This is a genomic window from Pedobacter sp. NJ-S-72 (genome assembly GCF_053890575.1).
This window is the reverse complement of sequence record NZ_CM132681.1, coordinates 1223804-1247816: the sequence shown is the minus strand read 5'-3', so window position 1 is coordinate 1247816 and position 24013 is coordinate 1223804. Positions and strand designations below refer to the sequence as shown.

Sequence of the window (24013 nt, the reverse complement as noted above, 5' to 3'; positions counted from 1 at the left end):
TCTAGCCACAGCTGGCTCTTCCTGACCTAACCTTTTTCAATTAATACCTTACCCCAGTCATTTAAAGACCACAAAATAACTACAAGTTTCTCCCCAATTTCAGTCAAAGAATACTCGACTCTGGGGGGAAGCTCATTAAAGACTTCTTTACTTAGGATCCCCATCTTTTTCCATCTCCTTAAGCTGCTGGTTTAATACCCTTCTGTCAACTTTTGCAATCCCCCGTAAGAATTCACTTGGACGCTTTTTTCCTTCATTTATCTGCCAGACGATTGGAATCTTCCATTTTCCACTAATTGAATTTACCGCAACTTCTAATGGGCAAATTTTATTTTCTACTGCTATCTCTTTGACTTTCATATAAATGACATTTTTGCCACTATGGGATAAAAATATGCGGTATTGTGACTCCGGATATCTTTATAAACCTTTGCAAAATAGATAAAATAAACAGCGCTGAAAAATCAAACAGATGATTGTGGCTGATGAAAATAATGACAACATATTATGGAAAGAGTTAAACGTAAAGGAGCGAGATCAACAAAAGATATTCCAGCAGTTATTTTAGAACAGCTAAATTCAGGATTGATAGAGAGCGCAAATTTAGTTGAATGGCTTGCAGTTGATCAAAAACTATTGCTAAAAAACTTCCTTAATCAAACGGAAAGACAATCATACCACGAACCTATTATTCAAGATATCAGTCGCTTAAAAAAGCAGACTGTCAATACCATTAATGAGGCCATTGGCACAGGCCTTTTAAAACAGGCAGTCATTTATAAAGATAAAGAGATATTATCCCTGATGACCATTCACACTGCCGATCTGGTACGTTGCTGGGCAACTTATATGATTGGTAAGAATCCGGATTTATCTATTGTACAAATGCTTGATGCCATTCAGCATTTTGCTGCCGACAAGCATTTTGGCGTAAGGGAAATATGCTGGTTAGCGTTAAGACAGGCTATTTCTGGAAATCTGGCCGAAAGTCTTCAGATTCTTTCAGAATGGGTGAACAATCCTGATGAAAACATAAGACGGTTTGCCAGTGAAGCCACACGTCCCAGAGGAGTCTGGTGTAATCATATTGAACATTTAAAAGATAATCCCGAAACTGCCCTGATTATTTTAGAAAAGCTAAAATCAGATCCGTCAAAGTATGTACAGGACAGCGTTGGAAACTGGTTAAATGACGCAAGTAAAACCCGGCCCGCTTTTGTTATAAATATTTGCGCCAATTGGGAAAAAAAAAGCAGCACAAAAGAAACAGCTTACATCATAAAAAGAGCATTAAGAACAGTTAATAAATGAAATTTCATGATAAGTTATTACTTAGTTAATCTTCTGTGGACTTACTAAATAAAAAATATAATATCTTGCAATAACAACTTGTCACTCCTTGACGGAAACAAAAACGATGTTTACTGAATATTATATTAAAAAATATCACCATGCAAAAAATAGATTATAAAGCTATAGAAAACGAACTGCTTGAATTTACAAAGAATGAAGTACTTAAATTTTTAGCAGAACATCCAGACAAGGTGTTTTACGCTTTCGCTTTTGACTGCAATGCAGAATATGCAGAAGTAAATTTATGCTTTAACACTGAAGAAGCATTTTCTGCAACTTTAGCTGATTATCAAAACGGGAAGTATAAAGATTCATATCAATCTGAGGATGAGGTTTATGATTTAAGATATAGTATTGGTGATTGGGAATACCAATGTTTTTCAACAAAATACGTTCTCTCTGAAGAGGAGTTATTTGGTGAGGAAGATGAAGAAAATGAACCAGATAATGAAATTGCAGAAACCCTTTTGCTTCTTTTTTCTAAGACATTAATAGAATTTATAAAAACAGAAGAATTCAATAAAATACCTAAAACAGATGGTTTTAAAGTGTTCTGTGTAGACCATGACGAAGATCTCGAAGAGGCAGAATTAAGATTGAGCAATTTACTTTAAATAAAGTATACTAATTTAGTAGTGTTTATTTATCTTTGTAACTCAATCAGTCTTAAACCTATATTATGAAGAGAAAATCTATACTACTAGTCGGAACCCTGCTCCCATTTGCTGTCATGGCGCAGCAACCATTTAGCTTAAAAGGAGAAGTAAAAGGTCTGCTCCCGGGAGTTAAAGTCTTCCTGAGCTATAATGCAGACGGAAAAAGCATTCTGGATTCTGCTACAGCACAAAAAGGAGTGTTTGCTTTCAACGGGAAAATCAAAGACCCGGTTAGAAGTACTTTATTTAAAAAATCAGGTGTTAAAGGAACCAAAAATGATGCACTCTCCTTTTATCTGGAGCCAGCTAATATTACCATAACCTCCACCGACTCACTAAAAAAAGCTACAGTTACCGGTTCTTTGATAAACAATGATAATGATAAGCTTAAAACGATCTCAAAGCCTGTTCAGGATCAGCTTGCACTACTAAGCGCAGAATATTATAAGTTCACCCCCGAGCAGAAAAATGATAAAGCTTTCCTGGATAGTTTTTATAAACGTCATGATTCTATTTCAGAAGGCCTGACTCCTATTTACCTTGATTTTGCACGTAAAAACACAGATTCTTACATCAGTTTGGTAGTTCTGTCTCAACTGGCTACAGATGAAAAAGTGCAATCAGAAGCAGAACAGCTATACAATGGACTATCTCCCCAAGGTTCGTGAAACCAGTACAGGAAAAAATATTGCCGGTTTCTTTGATGCCGCAAAAAAAACAAAAGTAGGTTTACAAGCTATAGATTTTACACAGAACGATGTAAATGATAAGCCGGTAAAACTATCAGACTTTAAAGGAAAATATGTTTTAGTTGATTTCTGGGCATCATGGTGTGGCCCTTGCAGAAAAGAGAATCCTAATGTAGTTGTTGCCTACAACAAGTACAAAGACAAAGGATTTACAGTATTAGGAGTTTCTTTGGATCAGCCCGGCAAAAAAGATGCATGGTTAAAAGCAATCGCAGACGACAAACTTACCTGGACACATGTTTCAGATTTAAAATTCTGGGATAATGCAGCAGCAAAATTATACGGGATCAGATCTATACCAGCTAACTTCCTGATTGACCCTTCCGGAAAAATTATTGCCAAAGGTTTAAGAGAAGAAGATCTTCAGAATAAGCTGGCAGAAATCTTTGATGTAAAATCCAAATAGGCCTCTCTCGCTCTCTGATCGCAGTTTAATGCGAGGAAACAACCTCGGAAATATAGACGAACGACAGAGAGAAAATAAAAGTATACTAAATTAGTAGTTTTTATTATTTATGACTACTTTTGTCTTATAATCAGTTCTTACAATTACAATTCTTATCAAGAAAGACGGAGGGAAAGGCCCATCGATGTCTTAGCAACCTGTTCCTTACAAGGTGCTAATTCCTTATTACGTAAGTAATAAAGATAAGTATGAATTATTCAATTGACGAAGCATTCATTCCATCCCGATTCAGCTATAAAGCCAGACGGCTTTCTTAGAGAAAAGAACGATAATTAACGAGATATAAAATTAACAGATTTATTCTTTTTAGGAAAGGAGCATACTATGCAATAAATTACAATTCTTAAAATTTCAAATGACAAACCTTAAAATAATAAGGAGCGGTTAGAGCCCGCTCCTTATTGAGATATAACGGTTATCCAACACAAATGCGAATTAATTAATGTTTTAAACCACTCAAACAAATATAATGAAAATAACAATTACCTACCCCGTGCCCACAGATATCCTCAATCGTATATCAAATCCTAGCTGTTAGGAGATAGCAGATAATCAATATCCTTCACGATTTTATTAACGAGTTATTTAGATTTCTAAACTGACCTAAACAACCTATACCCAAAATTTCACGAAAATCAACAATGAGAAAGACTTTACTCAAACTCTTTATATTCTTGTTTGTGCTTGCTATATCAAATATGGCTCAGGCACAGCAAGAAAAAAAAAACAATTTCCGGAACAATAACCTCTACCGAAGATGGTTTACCCCTGCCTGGGGTAAGTGTAAAATTGAAAAATACCAATCTGGGTGCCGTAACAGGTGCAAATGGGAAATTCTCATTCACCATTAAAAGCTCAGGATCAGAAGATATTCTGATTGTCAGTTTCATCGGCTTCAAAAAGTATGAACATAAACTCAATGGAAAAACGACAGTAGCAATAGCCCTTACCCCTGACGATAACAACTTAAATGAAGTAGTGGTTTCAGCGGGTGGTATCCTTCGTAAACCAAAAGAACAAGGTTATACCGCAACTAGATTAACCTCCGAAGAACTTTCCAAAGGTAAGTCTCCAACAATCTCAGGAGGCCTGGTAGGTAAAATTGCCGGATTACAGGCAAATGCTATTTCCAGCGGAGTTAACCCTAACTACAGGCTTGTATTAAGAGGTAACCGCTCACTTACAGGAGATAACACAGCTTTGGTTGTCGTTGATAACGTAGTTGTTCCCAGCACAATATTAGACAACCTGAACCCCGAAGATATAGAAGAAATCTCTGTACTAAATGGGGCAGCCGGCGCTACATTATACGGTTCAGAGGCATCTAACGGAGTTTTACTGGTCACTACAAAAAAAGGTAAAAACGGGAAACCGACTGTTCGTTTTTCAAATACCACGACTTTAGAAAAAGTAAGTTTCTTTCCTAAACTCCAAACCAGGTTCGGTGCCGGATCTACATCCGATGGACAGGTTTTCAGCCCTACTGAGAATCAGCAATTCGGGCCTGCATTTGATGGCAGTTTAAGGCCGCTTGGATTTCCATTAGCTAATGGAGAACAACAGCAAGCTGTCTATTCGCCAAGATCAGACCGGAATGATTTCTGGGAAACAGGAATAAGTAACCAGTCTGACTTCTCTGTTTCCTCAGGAGATGATAAATCAACAACCTATGTTGCAGGGCAATACCTGAATGGCAAAGGAACCACACCTGGTGATAAATACACCAGAACTTCTGTCCGGTTTAACGGAACCCGAAAGATTCTTCCATCACTGAATATAGACTACTCTGCTAACTATATAGAAAACAACTATGATATTACAAGCGCAACCGATGCAGTCTATGCAGATCTGATCAATGTTCCTGCAAACATTCCCATCTTAGAATATAAAGATTGGAAAAACGGCAAATATTCAAGCCTTGATGGTTTCTATAGTCCATTTTTTGGAAGTCCTTACTGGGATGCTGCCAACAACCGCCGAAAATCCAAAAACTCTTATCTGACAGGAAAGTTAGAAGTAAAATGGACTCCGCTCCCATGGTTAAACTTCACTTACAGATCCGGTTTATCTAACCGCTACTATACTCAAAAAACAAGTGTAGCAGCAGGTATCTACTCTGATTATTCACAATCTTTAGGCAAAAGTAATTTCGCAGGCAGTGTTTCTGACGATGCAAATCAAACATCCAGATTTAGCAATGACTTCCTGATCAACATCAAAAAGGATCTCAAAGACTTCTCTCTTAATTTAATTCTGGGGGCTTCCTCTGTCAATAAGACTGCTAAAAACGTAGGTGTTGGTGCTAACGGATTAATTATTCCTGACTTATATAACGTTGGTAACCGTACAGGAGTAGCTACTGCAGCAGAAAGTAATTCTAAAAAAGTAAACTATACGGCCTTTGGGCTGATGCTACATTAGGTTATAAAGACTATTTATATCTTCATTTGAGTGGCAGAAATGACTGGACATCACTGTTAAGCGCACAAAACAGATCGTTTTTTTACCCGGCAGCAGATGTATCATTTGTAGTGTCTGATGCTTTTCCTTCTCTAAAAGAAACCAAACTCATCAACTATCTTAAAATCAGAGGAGCCGTTTCCAAAACAGGTCTGATCAATATTGACCCTTATAGTCTGGAACCCGTATTTAATTCAGTAACTGGTTTCAGCAACGGCACATACTTTACTCAGGATGGTACTTTAGCTTCGAAAGATCTGAAACCAGAAACGACTAACGGGTATGAGCTGGGAACTGATTTCAGATTGCTGGATAACCGTATTGAAGCCAGTCTGAGCTATTATTACACAAGCACAAAAGGTCAGGCTATTTATGCCGGAATCCCAGTTTCTACAGGGTTTTCCAGCTATCTGATCAATACCGGAGAAGTAACCAATAAAGGTATTGAAACCTCTCTGCACATTACCCCTGTCAAAACCAATGACTGGAAATTGGTAGTTGGCGGTAATTTCACAAGCAATAAAAACCTATTGAAGTCCCTGCATCCTACCTTAAAAACAATCAGTATCAACGGAAGCAGCGTAATCTATGCTGTTGAAGGCCAGCAGGTCAATTCAATTATAGTTACAGATTATTTGCGTGATGATCAGGGGCGCGTTATTGTAGATGCCAATACAGGATATCCATCTAAAGCACCACAATCACAGAACCTGGGCAACACTTCTCCAAAATATCGCCTTGGTCTGGATATGCAGGTTTCCTGGAAAGACTTTACCTTATCAACTTTGTTTGAATATAGAGGTGGTTACAAAGTGGCTTCCATATCACAAGGTAATAACTTTGACTTTGCTGGTTCATCAGCACGAAGTGCTTATTATAACAGAGAGCGTTTCGTATTTCCAAACTCCTCCTACCTTGATCGTGCAACCGGGAAGTACGTTGCAAATAACAGTGTAACGATTTCTGACGGAGGAACAGGCTTTTGGACCAGGGCGCACCAAACAGAAGTATTTCAAGCAATTACGTGTACTCTGGAAACTACTGGAAATGGAGAGAACTTTCATTAGCCTATAATTTACCAAAGAGTTTGCTCGCTAATATCAAAGCAGTAAAAGCAGTTACTGTAAGCGTACAAGGCAGAAATCTGTTGTTATGGGTTCCGAAATCCAATGAATATACCGATCCTGACTATAGCGCAAATGACAACAATGCAGTCGGTGTGTCCACACTATCTCAAACCCCGCCTACAAGATATTTTGGCGCAACATTATCCGTAACCCTTTAACATCACACTATGAAAAAGTATTTTAATATATTCACCATACTGGGCTTATTAAGCTTTGTAACTGCCTGCAAGAAAGATCTCAATATCAACGACAATCCAAACAGTGCGACAGGCAGCACCATGAAACCCATACTTATCTTACCCAATGCGCTTACCGTAACAGCTGCAAATACGATCACTTATAATAGTTATGGTTCTCTGCTTGTCGGATATAATCTGCTGCCTGGCAGAGGTTTAAGCGGATTTAGTGATACTTATTCTTATAATTTCACTTCTACTTCAAACAACACCTTGTGGAGCAATGTATTTGGCAACCTGAAGGATTATCAATATATCATCACCAGTTCACAGGATGATCCTCAGCTAGCTTTATTAAATGCTGTTGCGCATATCGGAAAAGTATATAACTATCAAAAACTAGTAGATGCTTATGGTGATGTTCCGTATACGGAAGCACTGCAGGGCGCAGGTAATGTAGCTCCTAAATTTGACGCTGCTGCCTCCGTTTACCAAAACCTGGTTAAAGAACTGGATGAGGCTATTGCTAAAATAAAAGCTAATGCTGGCAATGCAGGTACAACTGTTACTGCACTCAATGGTGCTTCGGACGTGTTATTTGGTGGAAATTTAACCAAATGGATTCAGTTTGCCAATAACATCAAACTGAGAATCCTGGTTCGTGCAGAAGGTTCATCTCTCAGCAGTTTTTAACCACTGCTTATACTACTTTTTCAACAGAAGGTTTTCTGCTGGAAAATGCGATTGTCAATCCCGGTTACAATGCAGCTTCTAATCAAAATCCTTTCTGGGGCCTTTACCACAGCAGCGTAACTGGTTCGGCAAGTAGTATTTCTACATATTATGTTCCATCAAAGTATATCTATACCTTTTATAATGGGCCGTTACTGACCGATGCAAAAAGAGGTTCTCTGATCTACAGAAACTTTCCTTCCACACCAACAGGACAGCTTGGTGATGAAAAGAACAATCCTAATGCTATACCGACGTATTCAGCATGGTATACAGGCACTGGTACAGGACTAACTGCAACAAATACAATCGGCGTATTAAAAGGACGTGCTTTTGGTGTGCCAGTCTTCCTTGCGTCAGATATTTACTTCCTTCTGGCAGAAGCAGCGCTGAACGGCCATACCCTATCTGGCGATGCCAAATCAAACTTTGACAAAGGTATTCTTCTTGCTTCTTATCAGTATCTGGAAACCAATGCAAGTAACGCTATTGAAAGCGGTCAAAACCCAACCGGGGATGCTAAAGCATACCAGACGGCAAACGCAGGCAACTATCTGGCTAATTATGATTTAGCTACAAGTAAAGCACAGCGTCTGGAAGCAATCATTACGCAAAAATATATTGCATCCAATACGATAAACAGCTTTGAAGCCTGGTCAGATTTCAGAAGGACAGCTTACCCGAAAATACAGGCAAACGGATCAGCTACAACCACTTTTGTTTCTATTTCGTCTTCGTCTCCAAGACCAGATAAACTGCCTGTACGCGACATTTATCCGCAAACAGAATATAACCTAAACCCAAATACACCAGTAATTAACAATGCATTCTCTAGTCCGATCTTCTGGGATCTTAATTAGTGGATCAAAATATATAATAATATGAAAAGATATTTAAGCAAATACGGGATCATGGCCCTGGCCGCATCAATAATAACCTCCTCCTGCACCAAAGAAGAAGGCATATTTACCGATGGCGGATCAAGTGGAATAGTTGAACTACAATTGCCAGCAAGAACAACTTCTACCATTTATGCGATTACAAGCCGCTCTTTTGCTGCGCAGGATGAAGTAGATTTCCCAATAACCATCAACTATACTGGAGTAAACGGAACCCCTGGTGATGTAATTGTAAACGTAGAGATTAACAATACCGCTGTTACTCAGTATAATGACGCATCAAGTACGGCCTATACACCACTTCCTGCAAATCTATATACTGTTACCTCCAATAATGTAAGTATACCAAAAGGGACAAAAACCGGTATTTTTCTCCTCAAGCTGAAAACCAGCTTATTTGATTTTACTAAATCCTATGCGTTGGGAGTTACGATCAAAACCTCATCATCCGGCACAGTTAGCGGTAATTACAGTACAGGAATATATCGGGTAATCGCAAAAAACGCCTATGAAGGTGATTATAAAGTTACCGGATGGTTCTTTCATCCTACAGCAGGAAGAGCAATTAACGTGGTTAAAAAGTTAGCGACCACCGGTAAACAGAGTGTCTCTGCTCCTCTTGGAGACCTTGGCAGCTCAAATTATTCCATTGAATTTACTGTAGATGGTAAAAATCTTACAGGCTATAAAGCAACCGGAGCTACTCCAGGAGGTTTAAATTCAGGATTTTTTACCGCAGATCATCCCGAAGCAAGTTCAAGCTGGGGCAATAATCCTGCAAGTGCAGATCAGCCCGGACAAGAACAATGGAAAGCGTCAACTTATAATAACACCTATGTTTCGGCAACCAATACCTTTTTCCTTGCCTATGGCTATGTAGGTTCAGGTGGTACAGGTCAGTCAAGCTGGAGCCGTCAGGTTTATGAAAAATGGGTAAAACAATAACCTATCTGTTTCTCACTGTTTATTTTCTGGCCTCCGCATGTTCAAACGGAGGTCAGAAAATATCAGTTTATCCAAAAATTGGAATCGGAGAAATGATCTATCTGAACACGGTAACTATAGATGGTGAATACAAGAAAAAAAAGATTCTTGCAGGGTTCTGAAAAATGGAAAGGAAATTACCTTCCACATCTTTTCAGGGCAGCAGCAAATTTATGCATTGAGCTCATCCTTCAATAATTTCAGCATACTCTTTATTAACGATAATGGAAATAAGGTAATTCAGGCTGATTGTTTTTCCAGGAACTACCAAATAAAAGGCTCCCCTGCTACCAATAGCCTGATCCATTTCCAGAAAAACCAATCTGCTATTTTAAGAAAGATTAATTTATTCACTGCTAAAAAGGATAGTACGGTACTGCAGTCTCTGCATCAGGATTATAATCAAAACTATATCAATTATGCGGATACGGTTACTAGTCCTGTTGCTTTTGTCATTGTCAATGACAAGGTTGATTTTGGTGAAGACTATGAAGGTTTGGAAAGATTTATTGAAAAGGCACATCGCAAATTTAAAGGCAATCCTCAGTTTGACCGGATCTATGTGAATGCATTGAGCTACCTTAAAGAAATTAAAGGGGGAACACGACTCTTAAGTTATAAAAAAGAACAGTACCCTTAATTTCTCTAAATAGTTCTGATTATTAGTTATCATTTAATATTTTATTTAATCATTTATTTATTTTAGACAATCTTGCTTAAAAATAGATAAACCTATAGTAGTAAGACACCTGTGAAAGTAATTCACAAAAAAATGTAGATTGCATATACAACCTAAAACCACAGGAAATAAACATGGAACTAAACCTGCCATATATTAACCCTGTTCCCTTTGCAGGGACTCTGGTCAAAAATTACGGTTTCATTATTAAAGAAGCCTGGAATTCACATCAGCTTAAATTACCTGATAACATTGGTGAAGGTATTTTACAATTGTTTATTCGCAAAGACATTCATTTTTTTAGAGGTAAGTGGAAGTTTTCAGAAGATACTACGTTCTTATCCAGAGATCCGGTTGGACAAAAAGGTTTGATTGATTTCAGGTTAAACAAAGAAGGCCAGATTCATTCCTCCTTCATAGAAGGGGTCAAGAAATTCGAATGGGAAATCACTGAAACAGATGGCATCAGATTCTTTATCCCTGAAACTTACCTCACCATAGATAAGCATAAACTCACAGATCAGTTTGAAAGGTATTGTACTAATCAGCATATTGTCAATCTGCAAAAGCAAATATTCAGCATCCCGACCGGGCATGTTTCCAATACAATTTTACTGGAGAGTAAGATGCTGGAATTCATCTATTTCTGGATAGATTCTTTAAAAACCAATGATCTGGACAGACATTTTGAAGGCATTGCCGATTCCCGGTTAATTGCGCTTGATGAAGCCAGAGCTTTAATAGAAGCAGATAATACAAACTCCTTACTCATCAAAAATATCAGTCGTAAAGTAGGTTTAAACGAATTTGATTTAAAACGCGATTTTAGAAAGGTATATGGATTGCCGCTGCATCAGTATAAAATAAAGTTCCGCATGGAACAGGCTCAGGAGCTGATCCGGAATACAGACCTGCCTATTCAGGAAATTTGTAACCGGCTTGGTTATACTAACCGCTTTCATTTTTCTCAACTTTATGAGCGCTTTTTTGGCACATCCCCATCAGTTGCCAGGACTATCCTGATCAAGAAATTATAATTATTCCCGTTTGGTGTCAAATCATTCCCGATTCGATACCACCTGTTCATTAAATGCAGGTAAATTTATTCTGCGCTTAAAAATTAAGCGCACAACTAACCAAATATATATAATCAGCTCAGCCTGATTTAAATGATATCCCATCCCATATGAGAAAATCAGCGTATGCCCTATTTATTCTGCTCGTAACTCTTGCCGGCTGCTCCACTGCAAGAAAAGCAGTAACCCCTGTAACAGCAGAAAAACTCAAAGATGTAGTTTATGGCAAATATCCCAGGAACATCATGGACATCTATTTACCGGCAGGCAGAAATGAAAAAACACCTTTCGTGGTATTAATTCATGGCGGAGCATGGGTTAAAGAGGTAAAGAAAGAAGATTCTCAGCAATATGCAGACTCTTTATTCAGTAACCATATCGCATTTGTCAGTATCAATTACCGCTATGCAAATAACCAGGACGTGCATTATCCGCAAATGCTTGAAGATGTAGATAACGCTTTAAATTATTGTATCGCCCATGCAGCACAATGGAATACCCGCAAAACCAATTTTACGATGACTGGCGGCAGTTCAGGGGCACATGTAGCTATGTTATACAGTTATACCACCAATAAAAAAATCAAGGCCATAGTGGACTTTTGCGGCCCCACCAATTTAGCAGACACAACAGTCCTCAATTATTCCAGTAAAGTTGGCTTAATCGGCTTCATAGAAATGATGACAGGAAAGAAATATGTAAAAGGACATCCTATAGATCCCGCTTATACCCTTTCAAGCCCAATTGATCAGGTTAAAGACATCCCTATCCTGATAGTCCACGGAACGGCAGATCCGGTAGTCAATTTTTCACAATCACAGCAACTCAGCGATAAACTGGAAGCTAAAAACATTACCCATAAACTATTACCCGTTCCTGGTGCAGGCCACGATCTGAATTTGAAAAAAGATGCTGCAACCAGGGCCCTTGTTTACCACGAAGCCATTAACTGGATTTATAAGTACGGAAGATAAAACATCATTCAAACACACTATTATATGAAAAAAATTATAACCGCAACCTTCCTTACCGTCTTTACTTTAGCAGTTTGCGCGCAAGAAAAAGTAAGGCCTTTATTACCCAAAGAAGTAAGTGAACGCTTAATCCCGCAATTCAAGTTAGCCGCTTTCTGGCCTGTCACGGTCTTAAATATGGAGAATATTCAAGACGTCAGAAAAAAGGAAAAAGCAAGACCTATACCCAAATTGACCAATGCCGATAGCGTAGAAGTAACCTATAAAAGCATTCCGGGTTTAAATCCCGGAGATCCAGAAATTCCCGTTCGTATCTATAAATCCAAACAATTAGCCAAAGCACCAATAATTATCATGTTTCACGGTGGTGGATTTATATATGGTGATTTAAACTCAGACCATCAGATGTGCGCCAATACAGCCATCAGAGGTGGCGTAGTAGTAATCTCAGTTGAATATCGTTTAGCACCAGAAAACATTTATCCTGCAGGTGCAAATGACGGTTATGCGGCCCTGCTCTGGGGGGTGAAACACGCCGGTGAAATCGGTGGCGATCCTGCACATATAGCAGTTGGTGGAGGCAGTGCTGGTGCAGGTATCGCAGGGAGCGTTGTTTTAACCGCAAGAGAAAAAAAAGGGCCAAAAATCGACCTGCAGGTTTTATTATTCCCACCGGGAGATTTAGATACCACTAGAGTTTCTGTCATAGAATATTATAACATTCCGGGTGTCAAAGGTGCTGATATTACGCCCCTCATGAAGATGTATCTCGGTGCTGACAATGTTAAAAATGGGCTTATTCCAGAATATTCATTACCCGGTCTGGCTAAAGATTTAAAAGGCCTGCCTCCTCCTACTTATCTGGTTACCTGTGGTGCAGATCCATTACGTGATGGCGGTTTAGCTTATGGACAGCGGTTAATAGAAGCAGGAATAGCTGTAGAACTGCATAACTATCCAGGCTATCCGCATGGCATGTTACCCGGCAGATTTTACAATGAATTCTATAGTGTACTGAAACAATATCTTAAATAAGCGCAATTACTATGAAAAACTCCTTTTTTAAGTTGACCTTTTTGTTTCTTGCTATGCAATCAGCTGCATTTGGACAAGCCAGAATGCTCCAGGCTGGTACACCTGCATCCAGTGGATTCTCAGCAGAAAGATTAAACCGCATAGACCATACTTTAAAACAATATATAGACAGTAACTGGGTAACCGGGGCAGTCGGTTTTATCGCCCATGATGGCAAAATTGTCTACAATAAAGCTTTTGGAAAAGATGATATTAAAAATAACACACTTTTAAAAACAGATGCGATATTCCGTATCGCTTCCCAAACCAAAGCTATAACAAGTGTCGCTGTGATGATCTTATTTGAAGAAGGAAAGTTTTTGCTGGACGACCCGATTTCAAAATACATTCCTTCATTTGCAAAACCTAAAGTACTGGATAAATTCAACGAAAAAGATTCGACTTATACCACAGTTCCAGCCAAAAGAGAAATTACCATCCGCGATTTGCTGACACATACCTCAGGTATTGATTACGCTCAGATAGGATCACCAAATATGAAAGCGATCTACGCCAAAGCAGGTGTTGAGGCAGGTTTTTTACCGAAAAAACAATTACTGGCCGACGCGATCAATAAACTGGGAACACTTCCCTTAGTCCAGAATCCGGGAGAAAAATTCACCTACAGTCTAAGCGTTGATGTATTAGGCAGATTGGTTGAAATAGCCTCAGGAATCAGTTTGGACGAATTCTTTCACAAACGAATTTTTGAACCATTGGGGATGAATGATACTTATTTCGATTTACCCGCAAACAAACAAAACCGGTTAGTTAAGGTTTACACAGGAGAATAAGCAAACACATCAGGTAGAGCCATGGGCTGCAGACACTTTTCCCGGTTTAACTATAGATTATCCCATTAACCACAACGGCTATTTTGCAGGTGGCGCAGGACTGGTTTCTACTATACAGGATTACGCGATTTTCTTACAAATGCTGATTAATAACGGAATCTATAACGATCACCGGATTTTATCCAGACATACAGTCGAAATCATGACTAAAAATCAGATAGGAGATATTTCCCTGGGTGATGATAAGTTTGGTCTTGGCTTTTTAATCACGACCAATAAAGGCAATGCGAAACTCGGACAGTCTGAAGGTAGCTTTGCCTGGGGTGGCGCTTTCGGTACCATTTACTGGGCAGATCCAAAAGAGAAAATAGTATCCCTTTTGTTTATCCAGCAAATGCCATTCTCTCATAGTGAATTAGCAGATAAATTTAGAGTACTCGTTTATCAGGCACTGGAATAAGCCAATGAAATAGAAAACTTTTTTTTTGCAATAAACAACATGCAGGATGATCACGTCACGCACACGGTATTGCTATGTAATTTTTTGACGAGCATCAGCGCATAAAAACCTAACCAAATAATAGATTATGAAAAGAATTATACCAAAAAAAACGACCAGTAAAATCATTTGCGTGGTTTTACTCCTGCTAATCAGCATCAAATTCAGCTATGCCCAGAATACGGCAGTCAATGGGAAGATCATTGACAAAACAGGTATAGCTATTCCCGGTGCAAGCATCAAAATTAAAGGCACCAGCAGAGCCACAATAAGCGATCAGAATGGAAACTTTTCTATATCGGCTGTGCCACCAGGCGATATAGTTCTGGTCGCCACATTTTTAGGTTATCTCAGTAAAGAAACAATTATATCTCAAAGCCAGCGTGCTAACCCACTCAGCATCACCTTAAGTGAACGGGCAAATGAGATGGACGAAGTGTTGGTTACCGGTGTGTTCGATAAGCGTAAGCGGATGGATGCATCGGTCGGTTGCCATTAGTACATTAACAGCAAGCCAGATGCAGCGCATCGTACCCGCAAGTGCGGCAGATTTATTACGTAATGTGCCGGGGGTCTTTATCAATTCATCAGTTGGCGAAATCAGAAATACTGTAACCTCAAGAGGAACCACAGTAGGTACACAAGATGTAGGTTACGAATATGTATCCATGCAGGAAGATGGCTTACCTATCACTAATACAACCTATTACGGCTATACACCTGATTACTTTCTTCGCCCTGATGCGACCTTAGAAAGACTCGATGCTGTACGCGGAGGCAGCGCTTCAATTACTGCTGCAAATGCACCGGGCGGGATCTTTAACTACGTTTCAAAAACCGGAGGGGATACCTTTGCAGGTGAACTCAGAGCCAAATACGGTTTGGTTGGAAATGGCGATAACAGTTTAGGCAGAATTGATGCGAATTTCGGAGGGCCCTTAGCTAAAGACTGGACCTATAATGTCGGTGGTTTTTACCGCTATGATCAGGGTGCAAGATCTCCCGGATACGCCATGAACGTTGGTGGCCAGATCAAAGCCAATGTGGTTAAGAAATACAGTAAAGGCTCTTTGAAATTCTTTCTGAAGTATCTGAATGATAAAAATGCGAACCCGCAGCCCATTCCAACCGTAGGTTATACCGATCCAAAACCCGCTGAAGGTTTTAATGGCAATTCTACTGTCTTACCCCCCGCTTATAATTTCAGCTCTAATGACTTCTTAAATAAAGCAGGCGGATCGATTGACTACAACCCTAAAAACTTAACCAAGAACATTTATAAATCTCTTGGTTTCGCCTGGGATCATCAGTTAGGCAACGGCTGGACTTTTAATAATAATGCCCGTTACTCAGACAATAGTACAGTGGCTAACTTTACAGGCGCAAATATTGTGACCAGTGCCACAGATGCTACCTTACCAGCTTTAATGTTAGGTACAATTGGTGTAGGAACTTATTCTTTCAAAAATGTAAACACAGGTCAGGAATTGTTAACGTGACTTCAAACGGAGCAAGTTATGTAGTCAATAAAAACAATCTGCCCGGTCAGAACATTTTGTCTGGTGGTATCCTGGCTTCACCTTTGGGCTACTATAAAAACGAAACCAACGAATTCCTCGACCAGTTTTCCTTCAATAAGAAGATCAAAAATATGACCTTCACCCTTGGTGGATATTTTGGTTACTCCAATGTACATCGCTATTCAGGAACCAATGGCCTTACTTTAAGTACAATAGAAGATCGTCCGCAGTTAATTTCCATGAGCCTGACTGGTGCACCGGTTTATGGATTTACACCTACCAGTACACCTATATTAGGGCCAGCAGGTGTTTATCAGTTCACCAATGCAGAAGGAACCGGGCAGCTGACCGGCGATTTAGGAAATATGATCTCCTATAATGCCCGTCAGACACAAGCAGCTCTATTTTTTGGCCATACCTGGGAAATCAATCAGCAACTTACTTTTGACTGGGGTTTACGTTATGAAAAGTGGTGTAAAAGGATATAATATCCGCGGTTACTCCAAAACAGGCGTACAAGGAGGAATAGACGGAAGCGTCTTTACCCTATATGACAACAATGTTCTGGATCATTCCACCACAGTCAATTTTGATAAAGCATTAAATTCACTGTCATTCTCTGGTGCTCTAAATTATAAATTCAATGAAAACCTAGCCCTGTACGGTCGTTATTCACAAGGCAAAAAAGCACCGGATTTAGATATTTATTTTGCATCTAACAGAGTCGAAACTATTGACCTTTTAAACCCGCAATTACGTACTACCAGGCAGGTAGAATTCGGATTAAAAGCCAGGTCAGGAGATTTAAACCTATTTTTGACACCATTTTACAGTGTGCTGAGCGGTGTGCCTAACGGAGCTATATTTGGTTCAGTTGCAACTGGTTTTTATAATCCTCCAATGACTTATGGTAAATACAGAACCATTGGTATAGAAGTCGAAGCCAATTACAGACTGGATGAACATTCAGCTTTCGCGGGGTTGCTACTCTTCAGCGGTCTAAAATCTTAGCATTGGATAACTGGGTAGCCAATGGCGATGGCCCAGCGGACGATACCATTATCTCTTACACAGGTAATGAAACGGAGAATGCACCAAGAGTCATGCTGAATTTAACACCAACTTATACAGCAGGTAAATTCTATACATTTCTAACCTGGTCTTACCTGGGCAGCCGTCAGGCCAATTCAGCAAATGTCTTTAAACTTCCTGGTTTTTCGCAGGTTGATTTAGGTGCCGGATACGATGTTTCAAAAAAGATGCAGCTCAGTTTAAATGTCAATAATTTATTCAACAAATATGGGGTAATGAGCTGGGTAAGACCAGGTAGTCTGTTCGACGTGATTTCAGGTAACTCCAGTTTCACCAGCGCTATGTATGAAAAAGCAGTAACCAGTAATCAGCCCTATTCAACCATTGCTATTTTGCCAAGAGCTTATTATCTGACTGCAACTTATAAATTCTAAACAGCCAGTTTCGGGCACAAAAAAACCGGTTATCGTGATGATAACCGGTTTATATTTATGTTTCTACAAACTATGCTTCGCTGTCATAAACGATAGTACCAACATGTTTGTCGATCTGCCATCTTCCAGTACCTTCTTCGCCGATAACGTCGAACAATTCAAGGGCACGTCTGGCTTTGTATTCTTCTTCACGTTGTTCTTTGAAGAACCAGTTTAAGAATTCAACAGTGATGTAATCCTGTTCTTTATGGCAGTTAGCTGCGATATTTTTAAGAGACTGGGTTACACTTATTTCCTGATCTAAAGCTTCCTCGAAAACTTCTCTGAAAGAGTTGTATTCGATTTTGATGTTAGAAATTTCAGGAGAGATTGCAGTACCACCCATATCTAAAACATATTTATAGATTTTAAGCTGGTGTTGTCTTTCTTCGTCTGATTGTTTAAAGAAATAGTCAGATGAGAAATCGTAGCCATGTTGATTACACCATGATGCCATTGCTAAATATGCTGATGAAGCCTGAGCTTCTTTTTTTATTTGTTGATTTAAGAGTTTTTCTACTTCTGTAGAAAGCAAACACTTAACGCGGATGATATCTTTCATATGATTGATTTTAATTACTACCTCTTTCGTATAACAAAAGTAGTGCTATAAATCAATTTACTGGTATTTAAAAGAAATATGGAAAGATTCTAAGTCTAAAGAAAGATTAAGCCATCAGACGATAAACCCTATCGTGTAAAATACGGTTCAGTTCAAGCATAACAAACGTCCCTTCGATCAGTTCCTTGAAGGCGATAATCTCTAATAAAGTTAATACATAGCAATGATCACAAGCACAGATAAAAAAAAACGATTTCAAGATCAGGTGCTTTATCAGAACTTAGCAGTAAAGCCTCGATATCGATACCGTAAATGGCTTTTCTAAGCTTCATGATCGAACGATAGTCAAAGCGATTGTTGTGACCAGCGAAATCAACATACCAGCATTTTTCAGAGTCCGACTGAAAAAACAGATCCATTCCTGGTTTGGAATACTTCTAATAAATCAACTGAAGGTGCTACGGCTACGTTTTGCATTAACATTAAGGATTATAATGCAAATATTCACATTATTTAGACTTGATACAAATAAATTCACAAAATAATTTGCACTATTTTAAAATATTCCTCTTTTGTATACGATAAAATACAAATTTTCCTACCTTGTTACTGCTTAAACTCTCGCCATATTTACTGGGATTTACCCCCCGATAAACAATTTGAAAAACATTAATTTTAACCCTTACCCCTATGTACCGTAGTATTGAAGATTTCGAAAATGATTGGAAGAACGAAGAGAATAGTACACTTCAAATATTCCGCAACATTACGGATGAAACCAAATCCATCAAAATCCACGAAAATGTAAGAGCATTAGACAGATTAGCCTGGCACATTACCCAGACTATTCCTGAAATGGGATTACACGCTGGTTTGATGACAGAGAATTTGCTTGATGGACTGCCATACCAGAAAGCTTTGAAGAAATTATTAAAGTCTACCAGGAGTACAATACTATTCTGCTGAAAAGAGTGAAGTCTAAATGGACAGACTCGACTTTAGGCGATAAAGTAAACATGTATGGTCAGGAATGGACTAAAGGACAGGTATTGTCTGTATTTGTAGCCCATCAGACTCATCACCGTGCTCAAATGACAGTAGTGATGCGTATGGTAGGTTTGCCAGTACCGGGCGTATATGGTCCTGCTAAAGAAGAATGGGCAGACATGGGTATACCAGCTATGGATTAAGCCATTTTCATCTAATACAAAAAGCCTGAACATTTGATGTTCAGGCTTTTTGTATTAAGGCCAGTGAATTCTTTCGTTTGTCAGCCAATATTCATTGCTTGACATATATGGCGATTCTCTATAAAAATGGCTTTTAAATGTAATAGGCTGCCTATTTACATCGTATAACTGTATTCTTATTATTTTTTCGTTTGTATCATCCGGCATTTGAATAATATTTCCTTCGGCATCATCCATAAGTTTCTTTTTCACGAGATAAGATTCCGGTTTTTCGATAATGTATTCCGTAATGGCTTCATGATCAGATTCATCCCCCTCACCTACCAGATTCTGACCTGTTAAATTCCCCTGCAAATCAAATGTTTCAACTCTTTGCAAATAATTATTGTTATAGATAAACAATTGATATACGATTCCACTATGCGAACGAGGGGCTATTTCACCCGGTTTGTGCTTGTATACACGAAAACGAAGTACCTGGTTTTCTTTGTTTGTCAATGTTACTGAACCATTACCAGAGGCATTGACAGTGCTCAGTAATACATCGGCAGGCTTTGAAAACGACTTTACTTTATTTGCATAGATCTTAAACTTACTACCGCTCTGCGCGCTTACGCTGATATTAAGCATCATCAAAGACACAAATACTATTTGATTAACTGATTTATTGTTTAAAAACATCCTTTTATTTGAGATTATAGTTCCGCAATTTCGGAAAAATATGGCCATTATAATTATAAAAGGATTCCGGTTTCGAGTTTTTTATTCCGCTTCCGATACAAAGAAGGGATAACTTAACAATTATATTGGCGTAACCAAACCAGTATAAACCTTATGTTTAATTTATCTGTCTTACTTGAAGGAGCCGCTAAAAATTATAAATCCAGCCCGGCACTAACCTATGGAGATCAATCATATACCTACGAACAATTTAATCACTTAAGTAATAAAGTAGCTAACGGCTTATTGAAATCAGGAATCATAGCCGGTGACAAAATTGCGATCAGTTGCCCCAACTTGCCTTTCTTCCCTGTTATTTACTTTGGGATACTCAAAACAGGTGCAGTTGCAGTCCCTTTGAATGTATTGCTTAAAGCAAATGAAATTGAATCCCATCTTAAAGACAGTGACGCGAAAGCCTATTTTTGTTATGAAGGTTCCGCAGATCTTCCCATTGGTGAATATGGCTATCAGGCATTTAACGCAGTTCCAAAGTGTATGATTTTTTCAAACTGAAAATAGGTTTCAGTCCGGAATCCCTATTTGAGGATCAGCCAGATACATTTTTTTCTTATCCTTGTATGGAAGAAGATGTTGCTGTAATTATTTATACATCAGGCACAACAGGTAAACCAAAAGGCGCTTGTCTGAGCCATCTGAACCTATTTTTAAATGCTAAAATTGCCACTGAGCTGTTTCAAAGCAAAGCAGATGAGACTGTATTAGCCGTATTACCTTTATTTCATATTTTCGGAATGACTACCATGATGAATGCTTCTGTTTATAAGGGTATGAACATTGTTCTGCTTCCCCGTTTCGATGCTAAAACCTGCTTTGAACTGATCGTCAAACACGATATTTCTATTTTTGCAGGTGTACCAACCATGTACTGGGCGTTACTGAATGTTGCACATGATCCGCTGATTGAAGAAACTGTAAGAAACAATTTAAGGCTTTGCGTTTCTGGTGGTGCTCCTCTCCCGGTTAAAATAATCCAGGACTTCTTCGAAAGCATTTATAAAGTTCCCATATTGGAAGGTTATGGAATGAGTGAAGGTTCACCAATTGTCTCTTTCAATCAAATAGATCAGATCAGGAAGCAAGGGTCGATAGGAACTCCTGTATGGGGTGTAGAGGTGAAAATTGTAGATGAGAATGATCAGGAGCTGCCTGCATTAACAAAAGGTGAATTAATATTCAAGGGCCATAATGTGATGAAAGAATATTATAGAAACCCGGAAGCTACAGCCCAGGTTTTAAAAGATGGATGGATGCATTCTGGTGATATTGCTTATCGCGACGAACAAGGGGTTTATTTCATTGTAGACCGGTCAAAGGATATGATAATCAGAGGTGGTATGAATGTTTATCCCAGGGAACTGGAAGAAATCATGCTTAAACACGAAGCAGTATCTATGGTCGCGGTAATTGGCATTCCTGATGAAAAATTTGGAGAAGAGATCGCCGCTTTTATTGTCCTTAAGTCTGGAAAAGAACATACGCAGATGAAATTATAGCCTGGTCAAAAAATCAGGTTGCCAGCTATAAATATCCCCGGCAGGTACATTTCCTGGCCCAGTTACCAATTAATGCATCAGGGAAGATCGTTAAAGCAGAACTTAGAAAATTATACAACTAACCACTCAGTGCAAATGTAGATTACAGCTTTAATTATGGAACAAACAAAGTAGAGCTCCATGGGCAGGCAGTTAAATAACTGCTAAAATCAAACATTTCTAAAGTATCCCGGTGTGTAGGCTGTTTGCTTCTTAAAGAAGTTATTGAAATGTGCTGCTTCTTCAAAACCAAGGCAATAGCCGATTTCAGAAATATTCCAGTCTGTATGTTTCAATAAAGACTTAGCTTCCGTTAATACACGCTCAGAGATCAGGTCTGTAGTCGTTTTACCAGTGGTCACCTTGATAGACCTGTTTAAATGATTAACATGTACTGCAAGCTTCTCAGCGAAGTCTTTAGCAGAACGAAGTGAGAATCTCTGGAAGGCGTTTCAATAGGAAACTGACGCTCTAATAGCTCAGTGAATACAGCAGTTATTCTGGATTGTGCATTTGGGTGCTGATAAAGATTCTCTGAAGGTTCAGATTTCAGCGCATAATGAGTTAATTCAGTTACATAATTACGCAGCAGATCGTATTTGAATACATAATCAGAATTGATTTCTTCCAGCATTTTCTCATATATCGTAGCAACGAATTGTTCCTGGGTATCATTAAGAAAATAAGCAGGCTTCCCTCCCAGACTAAACATCGGCAGTTCGTTCAGGCTTCCACGGATTTTTTCAGTGAAGAAAGATTCAGTAAATATGCAGAAATAGCCCGTAGTGTCATCAGAAAGCGCCTGAACAGTATAAGGAACGTTCGGATTAAAAAATATTAACGTAGTACCTTTGATGACAATACTTTTATCCGCGTAGTGATACAAATACTCTCCACGCACAAGGCTGACCTTATAAAAGTCTCTCCGGCTGTAGGTAACAACAGGTGTAGCAGAGATGGCCCATGGCAATCCTCAATACGGAAAACATTAAAATGCCCTACACCATTCTGTAAGGTCTGTGGAACACTATTAAACTTTTGCTGATAAAAGTGTTCTAATGTTTGTGTCTTATCCATAATATGAATTTAAGCAATATAATGAACAAAGATAGCCCGATCAGGGATTATGACAATTGCGCTATTCAAACCGTTAATTGCAAAATTCAAACAATTGGATAAAGTTTGAATTGTAAAGATATCATCATAATAGGCAATTGTAAATCCAACTATCTCCTATCCTCGTTTATAAGCGTATCAAATACAGAATTATGAAACACATAGCAAGTATGACAATCATCGTCCTGATGTTCTTAAGCGCATGCGGACAGCAGACAGGAAAACAGAAGAAATACCCTATTACAAAAACAGATACAGAGTGGAAAAAGTTACTTAGTCCAACTGCTTATCAGATCATGGTAGAGCGAGGGACAGAAAGACCTTACCATATAACGATATATTACAATAACCATGAAAAAGGGATCTATGTGAGCGCAGCTACCGGCGAACCTTTATTTAGTTCAGATGACAAATACGATTCAGGGACAGGCTGGCCAAGTTTCACTAAACCGATCAATAGTAAAGCAGTAGAAGTAGTCAGCGATAATACGCTTGGGATGTCCAGAGATGAAATTGTCGAGGCAAAAACAGGGCTTCACCTGGGGCATGTGTTCGATGACGGGCCAAAAGATAAAGGCGGATTGAGGTATTGTATGAACTCAGGAGCCTTTAAATTTATCAAAAAGTAGGTTTATGAAGGGTTAATTGCATTTTTTATAATTCATAATGAGGTTGTTAAACAATTATGCGGGGGCATTGTTTGCAGAAATCAACATTATTTGTACTTTTGTCGCGGAGAGTTGGCAGAGTGGTCGATTGCGGCAGTCTTGAAAACTGTTGACTTGTCAAAGGGTCCGCGGGTTCGAATCCCCCACTCTCCGCTAAGGTATCAAAACCTACTAAAATCCTGCTAATCTTTCGATTTGCAGGATTTTTTTTGTTTACAAACCATATCAAAATCACACAAAATGTTAGTTGTGGCTGTTTGATTACGCAAGTTCATTTTTTAGTCTTTCAAATTCTTTAATGTATTTGTCAATTTTCACTTGGTCTTTAGTTAATAGCAAAACGATTTTTTTTTCGTCCTCCTATAACCATTGTGTCCCATACTAATTTACTGTCATTACCAACAATGTTACAAGAATTTGTTGCTTGAAACATTTTACATTTTGTCCTTGATAGTCTAGTTGCTAACCTTTAACTCTC

Annotated in this window: 34 protein-coding genes, 1 tRNA gene and 1 riboswitch; of the genes, 29 read left to right on the top strand and 6 right to left on the bottom strand. The window is 38.7% G+C overall.

The features are described 5' to 3' along the window. Window positions 1-26 precede the first annotated feature (26 nt). Window positions 27-164, bottom strand: coding sequence for a winged helix-turn-helix transcriptional regulator (locus tag ACWYN3_RS08265; protein WP_456220718.1), 138 nt, complete (start codon window positions 162-164; stop codon window positions 27-29). Continuing rightward, complete coding sequence (locus ACWYN3_RS08260) at window positions 148-360, bottom strand: winged helix-turn-helix transcriptional regulator (RefSeq protein WP_456220717.1); 213 nt, start codon at window positions 358-360, stop codon at window positions 148-150. The genes ACWYN3_RS08265 and ACWYN3_RS08260 overlap by 17 nt, the downstream gene beginning before the upstream one ends. 147 nt (window positions 361-507) lie before the next feature. On the opposite strand from ACWYN3_RS08260, the gene ACWYN3_RS08255 reads away from it, so the two are divergent. The 22 genes from ACWYN3_RS08255 to ACWYN3_RS08150 all read left to right on the top strand — a co-directional run bounded on the left by ACWYN3_RS08255 (window position 508) and on the right by ACWYN3_RS08150 (window position 17684). Then, the gene (locus ACWYN3_RS08255) at window positions 508-1311 is read left to right on the top strand and encodes a DNA alkylation repair protein (protein ID WP_456220716.1); all 804 of its coding nucleotides are present in this window, start codon (window positions 508-510) and stop codon (window positions 1309-1311) included. A 140-nt stretch (window positions 1312-1451) separates the two neighbouring features. Next, window positions 1452-1967, top strand: coding sequence for a DUF4303 domain-containing protein (locus tag ACWYN3_RS08250; RefSeq protein WP_456220715.1), 516 nt, complete (start codon window positions 1452-1454; stop codon window positions 1965-1967). A 65-nt stretch (window positions 1968-2032) separates the two neighbouring features. Continuing rightward, complete coding sequence (locus ACWYN3_RS08245) at window positions 2033-2677, top strand: DUF4369 domain-containing protein (protein ID WP_456220714.1); 645 nt, start codon at window positions 2033-2035, stop codon at window positions 2675-2677. Beyond that, window positions 2652-3164, top strand: coding sequence for a peroxiredoxin family protein (locus ACWYN3_RS08240; RefSeq protein WP_456220713.1), 513 nt, complete (start codon window positions 2652-2654; stop codon window positions 3162-3164). Before ACWYN3_RS08245 ends, ACWYN3_RS08240 begins: the two co-directional genes overlap by 26 nt. 149 nt (window positions 3165-3313) lie before the next feature. Then, window positions 3314-3413, top strand: a riboswitch (SAM riboswitch). A gap of 489 nt (window positions 3414-3902) precedes the next feature. After that, the gene (locus ACWYN3_RS08235; RefSeq protein ID WP_456220712.1) at window positions 3903-5645 is read left to right on the top strand and encodes a carboxypeptidase-like regulatory domain-containing protein; all 1743 of its coding nucleotides are present in this window, start codon (window positions 3903-3905) and stop codon (window positions 5643-5645) included. A 26-nt stretch (window positions 5646-5671) separates the two neighbouring features. Then, window positions 5672-6751: a TonB-dependent receptor domain-containing protein gene (locus tag ACWYN3_RS08230; protein ID WP_456220711.1), complete on the top strand. Its 1080-nt coding sequence runs from the start codon at window positions 5672-5674 to the stop codon at window positions 6749-6751. Continuing rightward, a complete protein-coding gene (locus ACWYN3_RS08225; protein ID WP_456220710.1) occupies window positions 6709-6969 on the top strand; it encodes a hypothetical protein in 261 nt (86 codons plus the stop codon). Before ACWYN3_RS08230 ends, ACWYN3_RS08225 begins: the two co-directional genes overlap by 43 nt. Before the next feature lie 9 nt (window positions 6970-6978). Continuing rightward, entirely contained in the window at window positions 6979-7680 is a 702-nt protein-coding gene (locus ACWYN3_RS08220; RefSeq protein ID WP_456220709.1) for a SusD/RagB family nutrient-binding outer membrane lipoprotein, read from the top strand. Between the two features lie 377 nt (window positions 7681-8057). Next, window positions 8058-8579 (top strand): SusD/RagB family nutrient-binding outer membrane lipoprotein, encoded by a 522-nt coding sequence (locus tag ACWYN3_RS08215; protein WP_456220708.1) that lies wholly within the window; start codon window positions 8058-8060, stop codon window positions 8577-8579. A gap of 21 nt (window positions 8580-8600) precedes the next feature. Next, entirely contained in the window at window positions 8601-9563 is a 963-nt protein-coding gene (locus ACWYN3_RS08210) for a DUF1735 domain-containing protein (RefSeq protein WP_456220707.1), read from the top strand. Next, window positions 9548-9724 (top strand): hypothetical protein, encoded by a 177-nt coding sequence (locus tag ACWYN3_RS08205; RefSeq protein ID WP_456220706.1) that lies wholly within the window; start codon window positions 9548-9550, stop codon window positions 9722-9724. The genes ACWYN3_RS08210 and ACWYN3_RS08205 overlap by 16 nt, the downstream gene beginning before the upstream one ends. Window positions 9725-9780: 56 nt before the next feature. Continuing rightward, on the top strand, window positions 9781-10242 hold the full coding sequence (locus ACWYN3_RS08200; protein ID WP_456220705.1) for a hypothetical protein: 462 nt from the start codon (window positions 9781-9783) through the stop codon (window positions 10240-10242). Between the two features lie 173 nt (window positions 10243-10415). Beyond that, complete coding sequence (locus ACWYN3_RS08195; RefSeq protein ID WP_456220704.1) at window positions 10416-11318, top strand: helix-turn-helix transcriptional regulator; 903 nt, start codon at window positions 10416-10418, stop codon at window positions 11316-11318. A gap of 149 nt (window positions 11319-11467) precedes the next feature. After that, window positions 11468-12331, top strand: coding sequence for an alpha/beta hydrolase fold domain-containing protein (locus ACWYN3_RS08190; RefSeq protein ID WP_456220703.1), 864 nt, complete (start codon window positions 11468-11470; stop codon window positions 12329-12331). Window positions 12332-12355: 24 nt separating this feature from the next. Continuing rightward, entirely contained in the window at window positions 12356-13366 is a 1011-nt protein-coding gene (locus tag ACWYN3_RS08185) for an alpha/beta hydrolase (RefSeq protein ID WP_456220702.1), read from the top strand. Between the two features lie 11 nt (window positions 13367-13377). Further along, window positions 13378-14199 (top strand): serine hydrolase domain-containing protein, encoded by an 822-nt coding sequence (locus ACWYN3_RS08180; protein WP_456220701.1) that lies wholly within the window; start codon window positions 13378-13380, stop codon window positions 14197-14199. Between the two features lie 52 nt (window positions 14200-14251). Beyond that, window positions 14252-14659: a serine hydrolase domain-containing protein gene (locus tag ACWYN3_RS08175; RefSeq protein WP_456222931.1), complete on the top strand. Its 408-nt coding sequence runs from the start codon at window positions 14252-14254 to the stop codon at window positions 14657-14659. A gap of 127 nt (window positions 14660-14786) precedes the next feature. Next, window positions 14787-15197, top strand: a complete 411-nt coding sequence (locus ACWYN3_RS08170) for a carboxypeptidase-like regulatory domain-containing protein (RefSeq protein ID WP_456220700.1) — start codon at window positions 14787-14789, stop codon at window positions 15195-15197. Between the two features lie 19 nt (window positions 15198-15216). Beyond that, window positions 15217-16197, top strand: a complete 981-nt coding sequence (locus tag ACWYN3_RS08165) for a TonB-dependent receptor plug domain-containing protein (RefSeq protein WP_456220699.1) — start codon at window positions 15217-15219, stop codon at window positions 16195-16197. Continuing rightward, on the top strand, window positions 16194-16706 hold the full coding sequence (locus tag ACWYN3_RS08160; RefSeq protein WP_456220698.1) for a hypothetical protein: 513 nt from the start codon (window positions 16194-16196) through the stop codon (window positions 16704-16706). Before ACWYN3_RS08165 ends, ACWYN3_RS08160 begins: the two co-directional genes overlap by 4 nt. After that, window positions 16681-17229: a TonB-dependent receptor domain-containing protein gene (locus tag ACWYN3_RS08155; RefSeq protein WP_456220697.1), complete on the top strand. Its 549-nt coding sequence runs from the start codon at window positions 16681-16683 to the stop codon at window positions 17227-17229. The genes ACWYN3_RS08160 and ACWYN3_RS08155 overlap by 26 nt, the downstream gene beginning before the upstream one ends. A gap of 2 nt (window positions 17230-17231) precedes the next feature. Beyond that, window positions 17232-17684, top strand: a complete 453-nt coding sequence (locus ACWYN3_RS08150) for a TonB-dependent receptor domain-containing protein (protein WP_456220696.1) — start codon at window positions 17232-17234, stop codon at window positions 17682-17684. Between the two features lie 70 nt (window positions 17685-17754). Here ACWYN3_RS08150 and ACWYN3_RS08145 read toward each other — a convergent pair whose 3' ends face one another. Further along, on the bottom strand, window positions 17755-18285 hold the full coding sequence (locus ACWYN3_RS08145; RefSeq protein ID WP_456220695.1) for a ferritin: 531 nt from the start codon (window positions 18283-18285) through the stop codon (window positions 17755-17757). A gap of 690 nt (window positions 18286-18975) precedes the next feature. Here ACWYN3_RS08145 and ACWYN3_RS08140 point away from each other — a divergent pair. After that, window positions 18976-19251: a hypothetical protein gene (locus tag ACWYN3_RS08140; RefSeq protein WP_456220694.1), complete on the top strand. Its 276-nt coding sequence runs from the start codon at window positions 18976-18978 to the stop codon at window positions 19249-19251. Between the two features lie 5 nt (window positions 19252-19256). After that, a complete protein-coding gene (locus tag ACWYN3_RS08135; protein ID WP_456220693.1) occupies window positions 19257-19475 on the top strand; it encodes a DinB family protein in 219 nt (72 codons plus the stop codon). 54 nt (window positions 19476-19529) lie between these two features. Here ACWYN3_RS08135 and ACWYN3_RS08130 read toward each other — a convergent pair whose 3' ends face one another. Beyond that, on the bottom strand, window positions 19530-20108 hold the full coding sequence (locus tag ACWYN3_RS08130; protein ID WP_456220692.1) for a hypothetical protein: 579 nt from the start codon (window positions 20106-20108) through the stop codon (window positions 19530-19532). 201 nt (window positions 20109-20309) lie between these two features. On the opposite strand from ACWYN3_RS08130, the gene ACWYN3_RS08125 reads away from it, so the two are divergent. Genes ACWYN3_RS08125 through ACWYN3_RS08115 form a run of 3 tightly spaced genes read left to right on the top strand, consistent with a single transcriptional unit; the run spans window position 20310 to window position 21834 of the window. Next, window positions 20310-20711, top strand: coding sequence for an AMP-binding protein (locus ACWYN3_RS08125; RefSeq protein ID WP_456220691.1), 402 nt, complete (start codon window positions 20310-20312; stop codon window positions 20709-20711). Continuing rightward, the gene (locus ACWYN3_RS08120; protein ID WP_456220690.1) at window positions 20690-21712 is read left to right on the top strand and encodes an AMP-binding protein; all 1023 of its coding nucleotides are present in this window, start codon (window positions 20690-20692) and stop codon (window positions 21710-21712) included. The genes ACWYN3_RS08125 and ACWYN3_RS08120 overlap by 22 nt, the downstream gene beginning before the upstream one ends. Next, on the top strand, window positions 21706-21834 hold the full coding sequence (locus tag ACWYN3_RS08115) for a hypothetical protein (RefSeq protein ID WP_456222930.1): 129 nt from the start codon (window positions 21706-21708) through the stop codon (window positions 21832-21834). Before ACWYN3_RS08120 ends, ACWYN3_RS08115 begins: the two co-directional genes overlap by 7 nt. Window positions 21835-21921: 87 nt before the next feature. Here the strand turns inward: ACWYN3_RS08115 and ACWYN3_RS08110 are convergent, their stop codons facing one another. Both ACWYN3_RS08110 and ACWYN3_RS08105 read right to left on the bottom strand, forming a co-directional pair. Then, on the bottom strand, window positions 21922-22113 hold the full coding sequence (locus ACWYN3_RS08110) for a helix-turn-helix domain-containing protein (protein WP_456220689.1): 192 nt from the start codon (window positions 22111-22113) through the stop codon (window positions 21922-21924). Between the two features lie 14 nt (window positions 22114-22127). Then, entirely contained in the window at window positions 22128-22721 is a 594-nt protein-coding gene (locus tag ACWYN3_RS08105; protein WP_456220688.1) for a hypothetical protein, read from the bottom strand. Window positions 22722-23019: 298 nt separating this feature from the next. Here ACWYN3_RS08105 and msrB point away from each other — a divergent pair, with 298 nt between their 5' ends. Beyond that, window positions 23020-23496: a peptide-methionine (R)-S-oxide reductase MsrB gene (msrB, locus tag ACWYN3_RS08100; protein ID WP_456220687.1), complete on the top strand. Its 477-nt coding sequence runs from the start codon at window positions 23020-23022 to the stop codon at window positions 23494-23496. A gap of 105 nt (window positions 23497-23601) precedes the next feature. After that, window positions 23602-23688, top strand: a tRNA-Ser gene (locus ACWYN3_RS08095). The last annotated feature ends 325 nt before the right edge of the window (window positions 23689-24013 follow it).

What these genes read in the sequence shown, in the direction of transcription:
- ACWYN3_RS08265 (WP_456220718.1), bottom strand. Translation starts at nt 164, where the DNA reads ATGGGGATCCTAAGTAAAGAAGTCTTTAATGAGCTTCCCCCCAGAGTC.
- ACWYN3_RS08260 (WP_456220717.1), bottom strand. Translation starts at nt 360, where the DNA reads ATGAAAGTCAAAGAGATAGCAGTAGAAAATAAAATTTGCCCATTAGAA.
- ACWYN3_RS08255 (WP_456220716.1), top strand. Translation starts at nt 508, where the DNA reads ATGGAAAGAGTTAAACGTAAAGGAGCGAGATCAACAAAAGATATTCCA.
- ACWYN3_RS08250 (WP_456220715.1), top strand. Translation starts at nt 1,452, where the DNA reads ATGCAAAAAATAGATTATAAAGCTATAGAAAACGAACTGCTTGAATTT.
- ACWYN3_RS08245 (WP_456220714.1), top strand. Translation starts at nt 2,033, where the DNA reads ATGAAGAGAAAATCTATACTACTAGTCGGAACCCTGCTCCCATTTGCT.
- ACWYN3_RS08240 (WP_456220713.1), top strand. Translation starts at nt 2,652, where the DNA reads ATGGACTATCTCCCCAAGGTTCGTGAAACCAGTACAGGAAAAAATATT.
- ACWYN3_RS08220 (WP_456220709.1), top strand. Translation starts at nt 6,979, where the DNA reads ATGAAAAAGTATTTTAATATATTCACCATACTGGGCTTATTAAGCTTT.
- ACWYN3_RS08210 (WP_456220707.1), top strand. Translation starts at nt 8,601, where the DNA reads ATGAAAAGATATTTAAGCAAATACGGGATCATGGCCCTGGCCGCATCA.
- ACWYN3_RS08205 (WP_456220706.1), top strand. Translation starts at nt 9,548, where the DNA reads ATGGGTAAAACAATAACCTATCTGTTTCTCACTGTTTATTTTCTGGCC.
- ACWYN3_RS08195 (WP_456220704.1), top strand. Translation starts at nt 10,416, where the DNA reads ATGGAACTAAACCTGCCATATATTAACCCTGTTCCCTTTGCAGGGACT.
- ACWYN3_RS08190 (WP_456220703.1), top strand. Translation starts at nt 11,468, where the DNA reads ATGAGAAAATCAGCGTATGCCCTATTTATTCTGCTCGTAACTCTTGCC.
- ACWYN3_RS08185 (WP_456220702.1), top strand. Translation starts at nt 12,356, where the DNA reads ATGAAAAAAATTATAACCGCAACCTTCCTTACCGTCTTTACTTTAGCA.
- ACWYN3_RS08180 (WP_456220701.1), top strand. Translation starts at nt 13,378, where the DNA reads ATGAAAAACTCCTTTTTTAAGTTGACCTTTTTGTTTCTTGCTATGCAA.
- ACWYN3_RS08170 (WP_456220700.1), top strand. Translation starts at nt 14,787, where the DNA reads ATGAAAAGAATTATACCAAAAAAAACGACCAGTAAAATCATTTGCGTG.
- ACWYN3_RS08165 (WP_456220699.1), top strand. Translation starts at nt 15,217, where the DNA reads ATGCAGCGCATCGTACCCGCAAGTGCGGCAGATTTATTACGTAATGTG.
- ACWYN3_RS08155 (WP_456220697.1), top strand. Translation starts at nt 16,681, where the DNA reads ATGAAAAGTGGTGTAAAAGGATATAATATCCGCGGTTACTCCAAAACA.
- ACWYN3_RS08145 (WP_456220695.1), bottom strand. Translation starts at nt 18,285, where the DNA reads ATGAAAGATATCATCCGCGTTAAGTGTTTGCTTTCTACAGAAGTAGAA.
- ACWYN3_RS08140 (WP_456220694.1), top strand. Translation starts at nt 18,976, where the DNA reads ATGTACCGTAGTATTGAAGATTTCGAAAATGATTGGAAGAACGAAGAG.
- ACWYN3_RS08130 (WP_456220692.1), bottom strand. Translation starts at nt 20,108, where the DNA reads ATGATGCTTAATATCAGCGTAAGCGCGCAGAGCGGTAGTAAGTTTAAG.
- ACWYN3_RS08125 (WP_456220691.1), top strand. Translation starts at nt 20,310, where the DNA reads ATGTTTAATTTATCTGTCTTACTTGAAGGAGCCGCTAAAAATTATAAA.
- msrB (WP_456220687.1), top strand. Translation starts at nt 23,020, where the DNA reads ATGAAACACATAGCAAGTATGACAATCATCGTCCTGATGTTCTTAAGC.